This window comes from Agarilytica rhodophyticola (genome assembly GCF_002157225.2).
In the GTDB taxonomy this organism is placed as follows: Bacteria; Pseudomonadota; Gammaproteobacteria; order Pseudomonadales; family Cellvibrionaceae; genus Agarilytica; species Agarilytica rhodophyticola.
The window spans coordinates 866340-882961 of record NZ_CP020038.1 but is presented as its reverse complement, the minus strand read 5'-3'; the positions used below and the strand labels follow the sequence as shown (position 1 = coordinate 882961).

General features: G+C 39.0%; 9 protein-coding genes. 5 read left to right on the top strand and 4 right to left on the bottom strand.

Annotated features, from left to right (window positions below):
• Positions 1-482: 482 nt before the first annotated feature.
• The 4 genes from BVC89_RS03725 to BVC89_RS03710 all read left to right on the top strand — a co-directional run bounded on the left by BVC89_RS03725 (position 483) and on the right by BVC89_RS03710 (position 9789).
• Complete coding sequence (locus BVC89_RS03725) at positions 483-1379, top strand: Ig-like domain-containing domain (protein WP_086929916.1); 897 nt, start codon at positions 483-485, stop codon at positions 1377-1379.
• A gap of 473 nt (positions 1380-1852) precedes the next feature.
• Positions 1853-7018 (top strand): AvrE-family type 3 secretion system effector, encoded by a 5166-nt coding sequence (locus BVC89_RS03720; protein WP_086929915.1) that lies wholly within the window; start codon positions 1853-1855, stop codon positions 7016-7018.
• A 702-nt stretch (positions 7019-7720) separates the two neighbouring features.
• Positions 7721-8803: an AraC family transcriptional regulator gene (locus tag BVC89_RS03715; RefSeq protein WP_086929914.1), complete on the top strand. Its 1083-nt coding sequence runs from the start codon at positions 7721-7723 to the stop codon at positions 8801-8803.
• Between the two features lie 83 nt (positions 8804-8886).
• Positions 8887-9789 (top strand): lipase secretion chaperone, encoded by a 903-nt coding sequence (locus BVC89_RS03710; RefSeq protein WP_086929913.1) that lies wholly within the window; start codon positions 8887-8889, stop codon positions 9787-9789.
• A 4-nt stretch (positions 9790-9793) separates the two neighbouring features.
• Here the strand turns inward: BVC89_RS03710 and lnt are convergent, their stop codons facing one another.
• On the bottom strand, positions 9794-11311 hold the full coding sequence (gene lnt / locus BVC89_RS03705; RefSeq protein ID WP_158657770.1) for an apolipoprotein N-acyltransferase: 1518 nt from the start codon (positions 11309-11311) through the stop codon (positions 9794-9796).
• Positions 11312-11367: 56 nt separating this feature from the next.
• Positions 11368-12048: a hypothetical protein gene (locus BVC89_RS03700; protein WP_158657769.1), complete on the bottom strand. Its 681-nt coding sequence runs from the start codon at positions 12046-12048 to the stop codon at positions 11368-11370.
• Positions 12049-12452: 404 nt separating this feature from the next.
• Between BVC89_RS03700 and BVC89_RS03695 the strand changes: the two genes are divergently transcribed.
• Positions 12453-13277, top strand: a complete 825-nt coding sequence (locus BVC89_RS03695) for a poly(ethylene terephthalate) hydrolase family protein (protein ID WP_216825085.1) — start codon at positions 12453-12455, stop codon at positions 13275-13277.
• Positions 13278-13361: 84 nt separating this feature from the next.
• On the opposite strand, the gene BVC89_RS03690 is transcribed toward BVC89_RS03695, so the two are convergent.
• Positions 13362-14150 (bottom strand): sugar-binding protein, encoded by a 789-nt coding sequence (locus BVC89_RS03690; protein WP_086929910.1) that lies wholly within the window; start codon positions 14148-14150, stop codon positions 13362-13364.
• 380 nt (positions 14151-14530) lie between these two features.
• On the bottom strand, positions 14531-16585 hold the full coding sequence (locus BVC89_RS03685) for a glycoside hydrolase family 97 protein (protein WP_086929909.1): 2055 nt from the start codon (positions 16583-16585) through the stop codon (positions 14531-14533).
• Between the last annotated feature and the right edge of the window lie 37 nt (positions 16586-16622).

Genomic DNA, 16622 nt, shown 5'->3' with positions numbered 1-16622 from the left:
TGCACCGACGCAAAGCAAGATACAACACTGAATTGTTTTTTGAAAGACAATTTTACTTGGTAATAAAAAAATGTCATTAAAATACAAAAGCATTCATTTAAAAGCGCTTGGTAATTAAATAAAAGTTTGACATATAGACACTATCGAAACATCTACAATTAATTGTTGACAATATATTTATTGGCCAAAGAAAAAGACGCTTAAAAATATCTAGAAATTAACCACCCCTGAAATTAAGAAACATAAAAAAATTAAGACGGCAACAAATTTGTTTTTGCAAAAACAAAAATTTGAACTAGATCAAAACCCTATTAACTTACAGTAATAATTAGTAACCAAGTTACAAATAAGAGATTTATCTCGTATATATACTTGCGCCGCAATTCAATATTGCTTTAGATCTTGTGAATTTATATTAATCAAGTCTACTTTCATCACACTCGCCAACTACTTTAACAAAGCACTTTAGAGAGTTTTTAGCTATGAAAAAAACCTATACACTTACCTGTTTTTTGAATCAAATAATGAGTATTATATTATTGATCTCTGCATCGCATATCGTTGTCGCACAAAACACTGATAATTTAATAATAGAAGAACAATTCCCGAGCGATAACTTTAACAAAATGGTAGCCACCTCAGAAATCTTCGTAAAATTCAACCAGAATATTATTGAGAGTAGTATTAACAACGAAAACACACTTACTGTAAGTATTCGGGAAAACGGAGAAAGAGTAGAAGGCTCAGTTAGGTTAATTGATAGTAGAACAATTAAATTTACGCCCAATACACCTTTTAAAAACTCGACAATATATTCTGTCTCACTCTCTAGCAGCATCGTGGCCAATAATGGTTCTACATTTGCTGGAAAAGATTGGGTATTCGCCACTCTTTATGATGTCGGTACAACTACTCAGGAAACTGTAAATGAGTGTGGAAAAGCATCTCATTTATCCCACATATATTTTGCTAATCGGGAGCGTAAACAAGCTGTAGGTTCTAAATGTTCTGCTTTCGGTTTTACTGAAGTACGACCTCCAGTTGCTTTAAACTGTAAACTTGTTGATCTCTCATTAAATGCGATAAGAAAAAAATCAAGTACACTAGATAAGTTAAGAGGTAGCTTTGATCCTTCATTCAACTATAAGGCAGCGGCTAAAGACTTGGGTATCACAGCTAAACAACTATATACTTCTCCACAGTTTGGAGTTAATAGTTCTTCTTCAGTTACGGACTTCTACAATAACAATATTAATAGAGAAACATGTAAGATGATCATGCAGGAAAACGCACAAGAATATGGTGGCGTTATTGGTGCAGTTAACGGATTTTTAGGAAATAGATATATATTCTTCGAAGCAATTTCGACGACAAAATAAAAATATTTACCTGTAGGGTAATTTTATTAAAACACTATTTTTGTAAAAGGATTTCATATTAAATTACTTCTCTAAGGTGGCTTATAAAATAAGCTACCTTATCATAACTTAACAAATGTGATTTTTATAGCCTTCGCGCCCTAGTAAAAAGCACATCTTTAGTGTATCTAGGCTTTTCAAACGATGAGCTTGCACCACAATGGGATAAAAAATAAATTTCGCACTAAAATAGGATGCAACTTAATAGTTTATAAAATATCACTTATTTTTAAATACTTTAGTGACAGTTAATTATTTTATTTTTCACTTGTAATTAATTTACTGTATTCGCTACATCTATACAGTATTTTTGTATATTTTTATTATTTGCGAACAAAAGCTTTTTAATCCACTACTAATAAAGCATTCACATCGCCAATATTGCTGTGTTTTCTCAATGTTAAAAATTGTTTTATTATTGAAGGGGTTATTTAATGAGGTCATCGCTACATATTCCGAGTGCATTTAAAAACTTATTTACGCACCAAAAAACAGCTAAAAACAACAATAATGTAACACATGCAAAAACGGAAGCCCCTGTAGTTGATACTCCCAGAATGTATATCGAAAGAGATCCAGCCAGGAATGTACAGCCGGCACCTAGGAACAATCAATGGAACCCTGAACTCGCTTCGCCTTCAAAAATCTCTATTCCGGCAAACACGGCGCTGACCGATGCCCTTACGGCCAATGGTTTACGTCCAGGTTTCATTGATGATGTAGATATGAGTAAGCCTTTAGTCATGGAGTTAAAAGAAGGAAAAAAGAACAAAAAACATCTCAGCAGCGCCTCTAGCGGTGACCCGGTTATCAGGCACTATGCCATGAAAACGGCTCCGCCTAAAGTGCTACAAATAGCCAACTTTCCCAATCGAAGTAATCAGAACCAAACTCTCATACTACATGATATAGGCAACGGTAATGCCGGCGTTCAGGCCATACTGCGTCAGAAAGATGGCAGTTTTACCGCTCTTAACCATAGCCAATCAATTCCCATTACTGATGGCAAAAAAGCCCGATACACGATGCAGGTAGGGCAAAATGGCGAAACTATGGTGCAGAGCTTTAATAAAAAACAAAACTTGGCCTCCTCCCTACGTACCCGTAACGACGCTCTCACTACTGGACACCTTCATACACCCGATGACGTTATTATGAATGTGTTGACTAAAAGCCATCAGTCTGCTGACGGCGATCTATTTAAAATTGCCGATGGCCAAATCTATCAATTTGATGAAGAGCAAAAACAGTGGCAAGCTAAAGCAGACACACAAGGAGCAAAAAAACTAATCTCCAGCGCCGAAGGTAAGGTCTATCATGCCGCTAACGGTCGGCTAAAAGATACGGCTACCAATGCGACCCTAATATCTCAGATGCCAGCCAGTAACGTTCTCCATATTGGTGCAACAGGCACCATGCTAGGTGTTAAGCCAGCGGCTGATCCTCAACAAAGTCACCACTTATTGCTAGGTAAAACAAATCAAGCTGAAGTAACAGAGCACACTCTAGCATTACCAACCAACAGTGAAATCACCGATGTTTTTGAACAGCAAGGTAAAGTGTGGATATCTCTAGCTTTGCACGATGAGCAAGGCAATGCTGCGGGCAATGCTTTGTACAAGAGCAATCTCACACAAGTCATGGATGAATATGGCGATGTTGCCACAACTCAGCTGAGTCCCCTAGAAAAAGTGGCTAACACAAACTTAGGATCAGATCTTAAAAGTGATTATAAGATCGATGCTTTTATTTCTGGTGCAGACGGCAAAGCATTTGTGCAAATTACAGGCAATGGCGGCAAGCACATTGCAGCCTTCGACCCCGAAAGTGGCACTATTGGCAAAGTGAATGGACAGCACACGGCTTCCACCTGGAATATATCTGGCAATAACGTCATTGAAAACGGCAAAGGTTTACCAAGTACTTCCCCAACACATGATATTCGTTTAGCAAATAACACCCAATTAGCTATTGTCGATCAAGGTATTGTTGTTAAGGATGCAGGTACCAATGAACTGCATACCACCTCTTTTGGTAAAAATGTCTCATCTATTGCAACGGATATTAAGGGTAAAACAGCTTACGCCTTAATTAATGGTCGTATCAAAGCTCTCAATGTAAGCCCCCCCACTAAAGAGTTTTCCATGTCCAGCCAGATGAAAACTTCCCTTGCCCAAAGTAATGGCACTACGGTGTCTCTTGCCAAAATAATACCAGGTAACAATATCACCGCCTTTGCAGCGGCAGACTCTTCTTTGATCGCACAAATGCACGGTGATGGCAGGCTGACCGCATTAATTAATGATAAACACCATGAGCTGCCAAGTTTACCGAGTAATGAAATCGTTACTGAGTTAGGTATTGATAGTGATCACAATCTATATGCCTTAACAAGTAACGGTAAGTTGCACAGAATGGCAAGCGATACCCTAGCTAAAAGCGCACAACAAACTACTAGCTCAGATAGCACACATGCAGAAGCAGAAGATGCAAAGACTCCCTGGGAAACAATAGACATACCCGAAAATATGACCGTCAAAGCCTTGAGTACGGGCAAGCAGATAAAAGTGACTCTCGAAGATACTCGAGGCCAACGGCATGAACTAACACCGACAGAAGACGGTTTCAAACCTTTATCCGCAGAAAAAAGTAGTGCTTTTGACGATTTTTCCAGGCGCGGTCGCTATTACCATATCCATGAGAAAAAGGATAAGAAAACCGGAGAGGTGCATGAAGAATTACACAAACGCCAATCCATTAAAACCCGCACAGGTAATGTTCTGGCACATCTAGCCGACGTACCTATCCACAGCGCTTCACAAGCCCAAAACTCTTTTATGAAACGCCTGCGAGGGAGCGAGCAAACCCGAGCAATGGCCGAAGCTGCAAAATCAACACATGCTGAATTTAAAGCTTTGAATAGGCAGCTGATCACTAGCAGAGATGAGCCACCTGCACCTATGACACAGCGCATAGCACAACTAGAAACTCGTGCACCAAAAACTGCTCAGCATATGCGTGCACTGCACCAAAACCTATTAAGTCAATTAACCGAAACTCTTACCGAAGCAGGTATCGAACGGGGTGTAATTAACGCTAAAACACATCGTCCACAACTCTCGAATCAACATGTAGGCAAAGAGTATGGTGGTGATAAAGATATTATTAATACCCTTAACACGTTAATGACAAAACTAAACATCGATGCAAATAGCCCAGTACATAGACTATTAAAAGCCTTCCACGACAGTGATCAAGGTTTAATGTCTCATAAAGCCATTAACCCCGCGCAGCCGCACACACTGCGAAACTTGCAGGTGACAAAGGAACATATCGAGCTAATCGCAGTGCAATTATCGACATTGGATAGAAATATTATGAAGGCCTCAGAAGCCATCGGTACAGCCACGACGCAAGAAGCGAAGGTGGCTGTGGACAACCAGCAAGCTGATCGCATTAGTAAGCAAAATGAAGAGTACCAAAATCACCCCATTGCTTTACAGAACAAAAAAGGAGTTACTAGCTACAAAGACCCCCTAAATGTTCAAAACGAGCTAGAAAACTTTTTCAATTTTCTAGATCGCCCAAATAGTGGTTTGAGTCGAGGCATTCGATCAAAAGTAGGTGCCAAAGATCACGAAGATGCTATGACGATTATGCGCAATGTGGCAGACAGTATTCCCGACGACAAAGCATTGACAATGAGCGAAAGAATAGGCACTCATGTTGGGTACGCCACTTGGCGACTGGGCTTACCGCAGACGCAGGATAAGAATAATGCTATTCAGCTGGCAGCGTTTACCGAGGTCGCAGCACAGCTTGGTAGTAAACATGGTATGAGTTTATCCACGGCTCCCAACGGTGACCTCAATATCCACCTTTCAAGAGTAAAAGATATTGGCGTATCTGCGTTAACAGCTGGAGCTGCATCGGTAGGGAATGGTAAAACCCTTGTACAAGCAGGTGGTGCAGAAGGTAGCGACCCCGGCATCCAAATCGGTGGAGCCAATCCAGATCTAAATGCGCGTTTTAAAATTCTTTTACGGTTTCAAACTTGGTTTGAAGGAGCACTCGGCACTAGCAAAGAAAAAGGTGGAACACTAGTTATTCCTGCAGATAAAAAAGGAGCTTTTCTAGACATAATGTTTGGCGGCAAAGCAGCCTCTCAAGTCCAGGACTTAATGAGCTTAGCCAAAACTCAAACTAAAAAAGAAGCAGTTCGGATGAATGCTGAAATAGGAGGCTATATAGCGGCAGCCATACGCTTCTATGGTGACTCAGATCTCAGTGTAGGACGAGACTCGCAGCCATATTTACGTGTGCAAGCTGAAGTCGACGCTCGCGTTAAATTCGCACAGTTAGACTTTGAAAAGCTAGTAGAAACAGGGCGAGGGCATCACCATACTGAAAAAACGGATCAGATGTTCCATCTCTTACCTTCTGGATATATACGCTCACGAATAGCTCAATACCATACAGTAAATTTACAAGCAGGCGATTCATTTGTCTATGGTGGTACCCCTGGTACTGCAGAAAATGGTGGCACTGGTATTAGCGAAAACTACGATGATGTGGGTAATACGCCGTGGCAAAGAATGTTTCTTTCATTTGATAATAAGCGAGAAACAAAATTTGATGGCACATCAAATACAGCAGGAGAAATTACCAAAGCCGATTATATTAACGCCATGCAAGACCTAGCACTCGCTTTTAAAGATTCTCACCCATTATTGGCAGGCAAAATCGCGGCAAACGTTAAAACCATGGAAAATAGTGGAGACAATTTTAAAGAGGTAGCAAAGCCAACAGTGAATACAGCAGTAGCCCTACTGGCCGGTGCCTCAGACACAGCGGCAGATGATAAAACTGAGAATAGCACTAAATTAAATAGCAAACAGCTGGCGGCTATTAATGTATTAGCAATGGTCGACATTCACAAGGAAGCCTACGATAAAGGCTCGACAATGCAAGGTGATGTTCAACACACCATGAAAGTTAGCAACTTCAACCGTCTACACGATGAAGGCACTGTTAATAAGCTCGCTCGAAAAGTAGGTATCGGGCCTAAACTAGATTCATCTGCATTACTCGCTCAGTTAATGCAGCACTCTCCGAATCTCAAAAATATTATTAGTCAAGCTTCTCAAGCGGGAGGAAGCGCCGTATTAAAAACTGGTTTTAACCCCGGTGTGCAAAGGCAAATAGACCAATTAAATGTAGAAAATAAATTAACAGATCAAATACTAGATGACTTGCTCGCAGGAAAAGGTAATTTGGTTAAAGAAATCGATGGTAAATTACAAGTAGTTCCTAATGCACAGGCAGGAAAAAATAACATAGTGCCACTAGCAATTGAAATATCAACAAGCAACATGCGCGAAAGAAACTTTGACACACAGACACCCTTCTTTCGTCCCGGAGCTCAGACCAGTATCGGCAGTTCAGAAAAAGCCATGAGCATAGAGTTTAGCTATGACGGAACAACAAGTGGATTACCGAGCAGTTTTACCGTGCAAAGGCAAAATGTAAATTCAGTCCCAAACAATACTGCACTGCACGAGGCATCTAAGGCTAGTTTACGCGTATCAACAACTTCTTAGAACATCAAGAAAAGGGGGCTAGATCACCCCCACAATATATTCAATAGTAAGTCATTTTCTCCCATAGGAACTCGGCGCAGATATATTTATGCGCCATTTTTTCAAAATAATATCTAGATCACACTAATAGTCTCTTACACCAACACGTATATTTAAGTGAGTTTACAATAGAGCGCTATGAATTATTTCTATTTTTCCTTCTAGTTTGCGTCTTATATGTTAAGATAACGCTGTAAGGAGCTTATACGGTTGCTGTAATGTGCATAAAACAAGGAATATAAAATAAAAAGCAGTGCGTGTATATTGGTATATTGAAAGCAGAGGTATCAAAATACTACCTTCATCAAAATAAGAATAATTAAAAGAATATTATTGGTGAAAGTATCTTTTTAAGTCTATAGTTGGGTATGAACTTATATCTGTATAAGTATTCATAAGTAATAGAAAAATAATTAATACCATTTTACTTTTCTGAGTAAGCCTAAATGGTTTGTATATGCAAATAAGCAAACTAAATATAAAAATTAGATCGACTTTTTTCATCTACTTGTAACCATAGCCGAGGTACTATAAACCTCTATTCTTGAAGTTATATAGTGGCACTAAAGTTGGAAGATAAAACTTTGATATACAAAAGCATATAAAGCTATAGCTTACATATTTAACTTTATTCTCACAGCAAAACTATTCAAAGGCAACATTATGGATATGAGTTTAAAAGTTATTCCACTCCAACTCCACCCGCTCGGTTTTATCGAATCATTTACTCATTTTGGCGCATCACTTAACTCTTTATTGAAAGAGACAGGAATAAATAAAAATATGTTAGCCAAGAGGGGGATAAAGATTTCTTATTCTCAATTAAATAGGCTTATAAAAAATGGTATAAAAGAATGTCAGCTTCCTGGAATAGGCTTGCTCATTGGAGGACACATTGATTGGAGTTACCATGGTACAGTTGGTACGGTTGTCTACTGCAGTCCCTCATTAAAAGATGCGTTCCATGCTTATTTTCATTTTCTCACTCTTGCGCAGCCTTATTATGAACAGCACCTGCAAGAGCGGCGTTATTTTTATGATACCTCCAAGACAATTGTAGATCCTATTCTTACTTTCGGCCCAACTGAAAACGATAGAGAACTTTACAAGTTTGAAATTGAATTTCAGCTCGCAATAACTTTACGATTGATAGATCTATGTGGCAACAAATCTGTTAGCGATACCAGAATACATGTTTGTCTTGAATATGAAGAACCAGAGTATATTCATCTTTACAAAAAATTACCTTGCACCTCTCTTAGGTTCGGCTGTAAACATTCTTCAATATCTGCATCAGAAGAATTTATCGTACAACCATGGAGAGAGCTTCGTAGACCAACTTTTTTAAGAGTTATTCAGCAGTGCGAGGAAGAGCTGCAAAATTCGGGTATGAAAGTTCGTTTTGCCACAAAAGTGTGTCGTATTATTGCAGCTAATTATTTTAACTATCATAATTCAGTTACTGTGGAAAGTGTTGCGGAACACTTGAACATAACCCCCAGATCCTTAACTCGGCGGCTTGCCCATGAACAAACATCGTTTCGTCAGCTTTATCACGAAGTAAGAATGGATATGGCATCACGGCATCTAAAAAGCTCTCACTTAAGTACAGAAGAAATTGCTAACTTGATGGGGTTTTCCAGTGTATCTAGCTTACGTAGATCAATTAAGAATTGGAGTGGTACAGTTATTAGTTCTATCAGAGATAAGTCTGTTAACCTTACAAAAAAGGCCTGTCCAATGTAAAAAAACGCACAAAAAAGATACCCCTTGAATATTCAGATTGACAAGCCAGATAACTTGATTACAGCCAAATAAGGTCCAAACCCATGAAAACACAAAAAATTCCTTCAATCTATATTATTTTAGGGACTCTGCTAGTTTTCGGTTTGGTGATGTTTATCTGGATGAACCAAGAAAATAATGTTTCTATTAACAACAAGACTCAACATAGCTTGACGACGACCACTACGGGCGATGTCAACGCCTCCGAATCAATTGCCATTAATCCCCAAGTACGCGAAAAAATTAGAGAAAAAAATAATTCAGAAACACCCTTTCGCTTTGACATCGAATATATCTTCAATGCCTTGAGCAGAGTTTCAATAGATAGCAACGGTAACGTTGTTGTCGATCATAATGCCAAAGATTTGCTTGAATCAGCATTTATGCATGTTTCTTTCGATTTGACAGAGTCGGAACTGGTAGAACTGGGAGAGTATATTCAGCTAGGAATTTCAGGAGTCGCGGGAGAACAAGCAGCCAAGATTGTTAGAGACTATTATGACTATCGGATAGAAGAAAAAGATTTTATGGCGACCCACCAAGCTAGCGACTTAAATGATATGCTTAATAACTTTGAACAGATTACCGCGATCAGAAGAGCAAATCTCGGTTATGAAGTTGCCGACAAGCTTTATGGACTCGATGAGATAAATAATCGTTATACTATAGAATCGATGGTCATACAATCAGACATTGAATTGGATAAGGAATCAAGAATAAAACAACAAAAGCTACTTAGCCAAAAATACGAGTTAGATAAGGTCGCCTATCACTTCGACGACCCAAACTTTAAGTCACGCTACGATCAATTCCTACAGGAAAAACAACATATTCTGGATGCAAACCTTGGTGAAAACCAAGAGCAAAAACAAATTGCGGCTCTACTTGAACAACATTTCGAGAGAGATGTTATTGAGAAAGTACGGCGCTACGCTAATCTTAAATAGTACGTTAGGATCTGTTGAAACCAAGCCGTCTGGTAACAAAAACAGAGTAAAGAACTAAGCATGAAAATAGTATATAAATGGCGTTCATAAATAGGTTGGGGTATGAACTAAAAAAACTTAAAGTAGTTTTTCCTATGGGCACATCAACAATATAGGCTGCAGCTTGGTTGTAGGTAGATTGAAATATTATTTCACCACTAGGCATAACTACTGCAGAAGGCCCGTTGTTAAGAGCGTGAACCATAGGTGTTCGATTTTCAACACTACGTAATACTGATGCATACAAGTGTTGATAAGGTTGATGAGAATCACCAAACCAAGTGTTATTAGACTGTGTAACGAGTATTTTAGCTTCTGATGACCCCTCGGATAAGGTTTTAGCTACCAGTCGTGGAAACATAATTTCATAACAAACAAATGGAAAGAACAAAGTATCATTGATACGATAGTTTACACTTTCTACCCCCTCACTATAGTCACTAAAAAAATCACCAAAATATTTTTTAACGACTTTTCTCACTGCTTTATTTTCGGAAAAAAGTGGTAGAGATTCCCCAATAGGAACCAGTTTTCGTTTCCGGTAATGCCCTTGCTCAACGCCGTCATTATTTATAAAAACTGAACTATTATATTTTTTGAACACCCCATCCAGCCTGCTTTTTTCAATATCTTGAAAAATTAAATGAGTATCAAAATCTTTTATATAATATTGAAATGCTGTCTTAACATGATGATCTCTGAAATACCCTTGAAATCTAGATTCGGGCCATATCACAGCAACGACATCTTCATGGGCGAGGCTCTGTGTCAGAGTTAATTTTGGAGAAAAAGCGTGGGAATAATTGATAGCCGGTGGTGGCACATTGATACTTGGCGCCTCATTAGGTTGAACTATACCAATTTTCTGGGTCGTCCATTGTCTCTCTAGTGTTTGGTATTTCGATAGTGAAAACATACCGTAACCCAACCAAAAGGTCACCATCATGGTAGCACATATTACTATTCCTTTTTCTTGTGTCCGTAAACAAATTTTATAAATTATTACATTGGTCAGCGCAATAATAAAATCCAACCCATAGACACCAGTTAAATCGATTGCTTGAAGAGCAACGAGAAAATGACTTTGGCTAGCCCCTAATTGAATAGAGAATAATAAAGGGAAAACTGAGAATACAATACAAACAATGACAGGAAAAGCTAAAAAATCAGATACTTTTTTTACTTTTCTCATTAGGTTAAAAACAATTGTTACAGCAGCTATTATATGAGCTGAATACAACCAGAATGCAATAGATAACAGTATTCTAGTAAATTTTTCGTATCCCTTTAGGTGAAAAATAAATTCCTCAATCCAATATACAGCGCAGACACTAGCTGACAGACCGCACAACAAGCCTAGGACATAAGCTTTTATAATATTAGTCTTATGCAATGCAAATAATAACGGAACAAAGCCAAACCAAGACAGTATAAATAAATTTGGAAAAAGAAAAGGTAGCCCAACTAACAAGCCGGATATCATCGCCAGTACAGACCTAAGCCTAAAGGATAAACAACTTAAATATACCCTATTGTAATTCATGACGACTCTTGCATTAGATCATTAATTTCCTTCTGCAATCGAAGCATCTCTGTTTTTCTTTCATCATCAGAAAGATCATTATTACTCTCAGCGATCCGCATTTTTAAAAATAATTTGGCAAATTCATTTTGCTTACCAAATAGTTTGCGAGATAATTGATGACCTAGGTATTTTTTTTGTAAATATGATTTTTCATCCAGTTGTCGACGCTCTTCTATAAGGGTCTTTTCATCAGAGTAACGAGATATAGTTTTTCTCTCAGCATTTTTATATTTGTGATATTTGAGAAATACATCCGCCAACAGCTCACCCTTTACCCCTACAAAGCTCTTAGTGATTAAAAAGCTTACTCTATCAAGGGATTTTTTTGAAATATTCTCAGGAAGCGATGCTTCTGCTTTACTTAATGAAGATTCAGACTTAGCATTGAGCTCTAGCTCTCCATGTAAATCTAATTTTATTTTAGAAAGCGCGGCCTCGATAATACCAAAACGAACCTCATTATTAAATACAGGAAAAAACAAGATTTTATAATCAGCATTCACAGATTTATTAGTATCTTGAATAATTGAACGCACTATCGCCAAACTAAAAATTATTAATATTACAATACTTAATAGACTGTGAAACCTCATCAAATATTTTCTTATATACATAAAATATTCCCGCAGGTTCATTTTACAACCTTACACGACTTATCTTAATAGTATTTTTTTATGGTTATACATTATCAATGATGCAAGTTTTTGAGCAATGAATTTATTATATGCATTTAGTGTTACACAATAAAATACTATTTATTCATTTAGTTTTGATATGGGCGCCATATTATCAACTCTCCATATAAAATGACATGAGATTCCATTCAGCTTAAAAACAGGCAAGTCGTGTCATAGCCAAAATATTCTAACGCTTACTAAAATTATCGCGCGCAATACATATCAACGAAATCAAATTAGGTCTATCTTTTTGATCGGATGACGCGAAGGTCAGAATCAGAAATCATTTGATTTTTCATATTCAATTTAAAGCATCAACTCACAAAAATGATGCTAACTAAAAACCTAAAAGGTGATCCTTCATGAGAAAATTAGTATCTCGAACGATCGTGGCACATGCTTTCGCATTTGTTGCCAGTTTCATGTTATCCAGCTCTGCAATGGCAGTCGGCGGGGGCGGTAATGCTGACGACCCTGCAGCTGACTATGCTGTAGCAGGCCCCAGTACGACTATAACTGAGAGCGGTGGATCAAATTGCACTATCTATCGTCCGCGAACGCTAACCGGAAATCACCCAATCGTTCTATGGGGCAACGGCACGGGCAATCGCCCAGATAGCTATGATGGAGGATTAACTCATCTCGCTTCCTGGGGTTTTGTAGTTGCTGCGGCAAATACAACTAATGCTGGCACTGGTTCAGCGATGATTGGATGTCTCGATTGGTTAGAAACTTCTAGTTTAAGAAGCTTTCTCGACTTTTCTAAAGTTGGAACTTCAGGCCATTCTCAAGGTGGTGGCGGATCAATTATGGCTGGACGGGACTCACGAATTGATGCGACTGCTCCGATGGCTGCATTCACAATAGGTTTAGGTCATAACTCTTCATCACAAAGACAACAAAGAGGGCCAATGTTGCTTCTTTCAGGTAGCTCTGATTTTATTGCCGCTCCTCGCTCAAATCAAGAACCCGTATTCAACCGGGCAAATGTTCCTGTATTCTGGGCGACATTGAATGGCGCGGGTCATTCTGAGCCAAGCGGTGACTTCGGAGACTTCCGTGGTATTACAACGGCATGGTTCTTATATTTATTGAAAGGGGATAGTAGCCTAGCAAATCTCTTCGAAGGTAATAATTGCGCTTTTTGTACAGCTGATGGCTGGGATATTCAACAAAAAGATATCTGAAGATTAATAGTTTTATAGGCCCAGAGTTTTCACATTAGCAAATGCAAAATTCGGCTTTGGGCCTATTACCAACAGAGTTTCAATTTACTTAACAAGTTTAACTGTTCCAAAAACGCTTGCATCGATAAACCCAAGATTCTTATCGCCATTAATAGGCTCAATCTCAACATCCCCCATAAAATGCTCACGAGCATTACCGTAATCGCTATCACAATAAGCAACCATAAGTCCCATTTCCTTTCCTTTACTGAGCTTAATCGGTTTTATCATGCTCGGCTCAACATCCTTATTGTCCCCTTGATATACAGTTATCTGCACTTCCCACAAGATTTTACTTGGCTCGGTAATACTTCGCTTCCAGATACTTTTTACATGGTCTGGAAACGCCTTAATATTCGACTTACCGGCTTTTTGATCCTCTTCTGTTAGAAATGGCCCAACGTCAATCGCTTGGTTGTCCAATGCAATGTGGTATGCGAAGGCATTGTAGTTATATAGGTGATTGCCGCCACTTTTATCTTCGTCTAAGAAAATTTCAAGTGTATCGTCATTCCAATATTGCTCTAGAGGGTTAGGGTGACTATCGTGGAGCACATCGTCCACGATTTCCGCAATTAGATACAGATGCTCTTCGGTCCACACCACTTTATAGCGCGCACTAAAATCATTCTCATCTGGCTGTGTTCCTAGCATAAGTTTATCTAGGCTTTTCCATTTTGCTTTCTCCCAAGCAGGATCACTCAGCTCGCCATCTAGAATTGGCGCCTGATCGGCAAATGGTGACTCATAAATTTCATTTACTACTGCTTTTTCTTCTGCAAAAGATTGTCCAGAGAAAAACAAGAATAGCAGGATAACTATACAAAAATTCATAAACCGTAAGCCCTAAAAATGTATTAACGTTTGCTGGCGATGCCACACACTACTCCCATGACAAGCAAAAAGTAACCCCAATCTCTTCCATCATGCACGTAAATCAGTAAAATTTTGTTACAATCGCTGGTGCGCACATCTTATTGTATCTTTGATCCTTGTGCCATAGAAATGAGGGGCTATTGCACACCTCACCCCCCCTAAGTAGGCACAATACTCTTTGACTATTCTTATAGCACTGAATACAAAATATCAAGGCAGGCATAAACTCAGGTTAGCGTACCTTAACTGTGTCGAGGTCTGATTATACTCTATGGATGGCATCAACAATTCCTCTCATACAGCTATCCAGGCGCTAAAAAATTAGCTGGCTTAGACTACTATCTACACAAATTAAAGGCTAAAGTGAAACCGCCAAATTTTTCCATTTCGATAGGAACTTTAGACAGGTCGCTGATGATTTTGTTAGCGAATAAAAATTCACCATTACTGTTGCCGTCATGCAACAGCAATGCACAATTAGCTTTACTCTTAATAAAAGACAGATCCAATACCCTACTTTTTTTATGTGCTTCACCATTAATGCCAGCGACAAACCAACGCTCCCCTCTTCGTCTAGCCATGACTACATCGCGGCCAGGGTAGCCTGACAAAAAACGGGTCTCATCCCAGGCTGAAGGCAGCTGTCGAAAGAAATCTCGGTAAGCTTGTGGCAAGGCCCTAAGGCTTTTGGATGAATCCGCGATATGCTGGATTCCTGATTCAAAAATCACCGACAACGCAGTTTCATGCCCATTAGTAGTGCGCCTCTTTACTCTTTGTGGCGTATAAGCCACCGGCGTATAGTCCATCGAACCAATAACATTGCGTGTAAAAGGTAAAATAGTATTCTGATAAGCTGCCAACTCGCCATAATCAGGCAACGATGAGAATGTATAAAACTCTGCTCCTCGTACAGATTCCATACTCATCAGATTAGGCCAGGTACGCTCCCAGCCCCGTGGCACGGTGCTACCGTGAAATACCACCATGATTTCATGTTCCGCTGCATCACGCAGAATATGTAGATATTGATTCATGATTTCCTGTTTATCACTTTGGAAAAAATCCACTTTTATGCCTTTTATTCCCAACCTTTTAAGCTTGGCAAACTCGGCATTACGTCGCCGACTATCGCTCATGATGTTGCGCGGTTCTTCACTTACAAAGTTATGTCGACCACCAGAGTTGTACCAAAAAAATAAATCTACATTACGCTTTTTCCCATAGGCGGCTAATTCTTCCATAGCATGATCGCCAATCGTATTCCAGTTAGCGTCGACTAGGGAATAGGGCCATCCAATATAGGCGGATAGATCAATAAAGTCTTTTAAAGCCGATAAGTTACGAGAGCTAGCGTGATCAGACCACCAACTCCAAGAAGATATACCTGGACGAATCCACTCCACATTGGATATTTTAGACGGATCACTTAGGTGAAAAACAAGATTACTTTCAATGATTCCTGCAAGACTGGCGCTAATAATGCCAAGCCGCCAAGGCATTTTCCACGGTGTTTTAGAGACTGCAATATTGCGCCCGAAACCCATTGCACTCTCTGCTAAGGGAAACGCTACTTTATAAATACCATCCTTAGCATCCGCCGCCAAATGAACGCCGTGATCACCTAAACCAATATTGCTTTCATGAAGCAACAACCATTGTTGGCCCTTAGTTTTAAATAATGATGGAAATCCCCAGCCAGTTTCTTTGTCTGTATTTTTAATCGATGTACCACTGGGGGTAGCATTTTTATAAGGCGTTTCATAAGCAGGTCGCCAAGTATCTGCAATATCGTAAGCCTGCCCCCAATGAGTACCATCAAGACCAACATTGAAACTTGTTACCTCATCAATAAGCCATGTCATCAGTGAGCTTTTATCTAACAAAACATAACGAAAACCGAAACCCTCATTAAAAAGCCGGATATCCAAACGCATTTTTTTACCACTTTCATCATCTTTAAAGGTGAGTAAAAGTTGGTTAGCCTGGGCATAATTATCACGACGTTTACCTGTTAACATCGTATATTTATCAGTAACTTTACTACGATTCTCTTCAATGAAAGTAAGGGCGTTAGTAAAGTCTGAAATAACAGGTTTATCTGGCTTTCTTTGATCGATGGTTGAGCTTACAAAGCCTAAACTCGACCACCCTAAAATAGATATGTCGCTATTGCGTCTCACGCTGTATTGTAAAGCGCCGTTAGACCTTTGACGTACGTAAAAAATAATTGAATTATCAGGAGAAGTAAGCTCCCATATATTGGCAACCACATTATTGTTATTGCCTTGGTGACTTTCAGCTACCTTTTGAGCAAAAGCACTCTTTAAAAAAATACTTAGTAATAGGTAAATAGGCAAGAAAAATAAAATTACTCTTTGTATATCTCTCATATCTATGCACCTTTAGGTAAAATTGAAGGTAAATACT

Bases quoted from the DNA above. Each gene is read 5' to 3' on its own strand.
- BVC89_RS03725 (WP_086929916.1), top strand. From the start codon at position 483: ATGAAAAAAACCTATACACTTACCTGTTTTTTGAATCAAATAATGAGT.
- BVC89_RS03720 (WP_086929915.1), top strand. From the start codon at position 1,853: ATGAGGTCATCGCTACATATTCCGAGTGCATTTAAAAACTTATTTACG.
- BVC89_RS03715 (WP_086929914.1), top strand. From the start codon at position 7,721: ATGGATATGAGTTTAAAAGTTATTCCACTCCAACTCCACCCGCTCGGT.
- BVC89_RS03710 (WP_086929913.1), top strand. From the start codon at position 8,887: ATGAAAACACAAAAAATTCCTTCAATCTATATTATTTTAGGGACTCTG.
- lnt (WP_158657770.1), bottom strand. From the start codon at position 11,311: ATGATATCCGGCTTGTTAGTTGGGCTACCTTTTCTTTTTCCAAATTTA.
- BVC89_RS03700 (WP_158657769.1), bottom strand. From the start codon at position 12,048: ATGAACCTGCGGGAATATTTTATGTATATAAGAAAATATTTGATGAGG.
- BVC89_RS03695 (WP_216825085.1), top strand. From the start codon at position 12,453: ATGAGAAAATTAGTATCTCGAACGATCGTGGCACATGCTTTCGCATTT.
- BVC89_RS03690 (WP_086929910.1), bottom strand. From the start codon at position 14,150: ATGAATTTTTGTATAGTTATCCTGCTATTCTTGTTTTTCTCTGGACAA.
- BVC89_RS03685 (WP_086929909.1), bottom strand. From the start codon at position 16,585: ATGAGAGATATACAAAGAGTAATTTTATTTTTCTTGCCTATTTACCTA.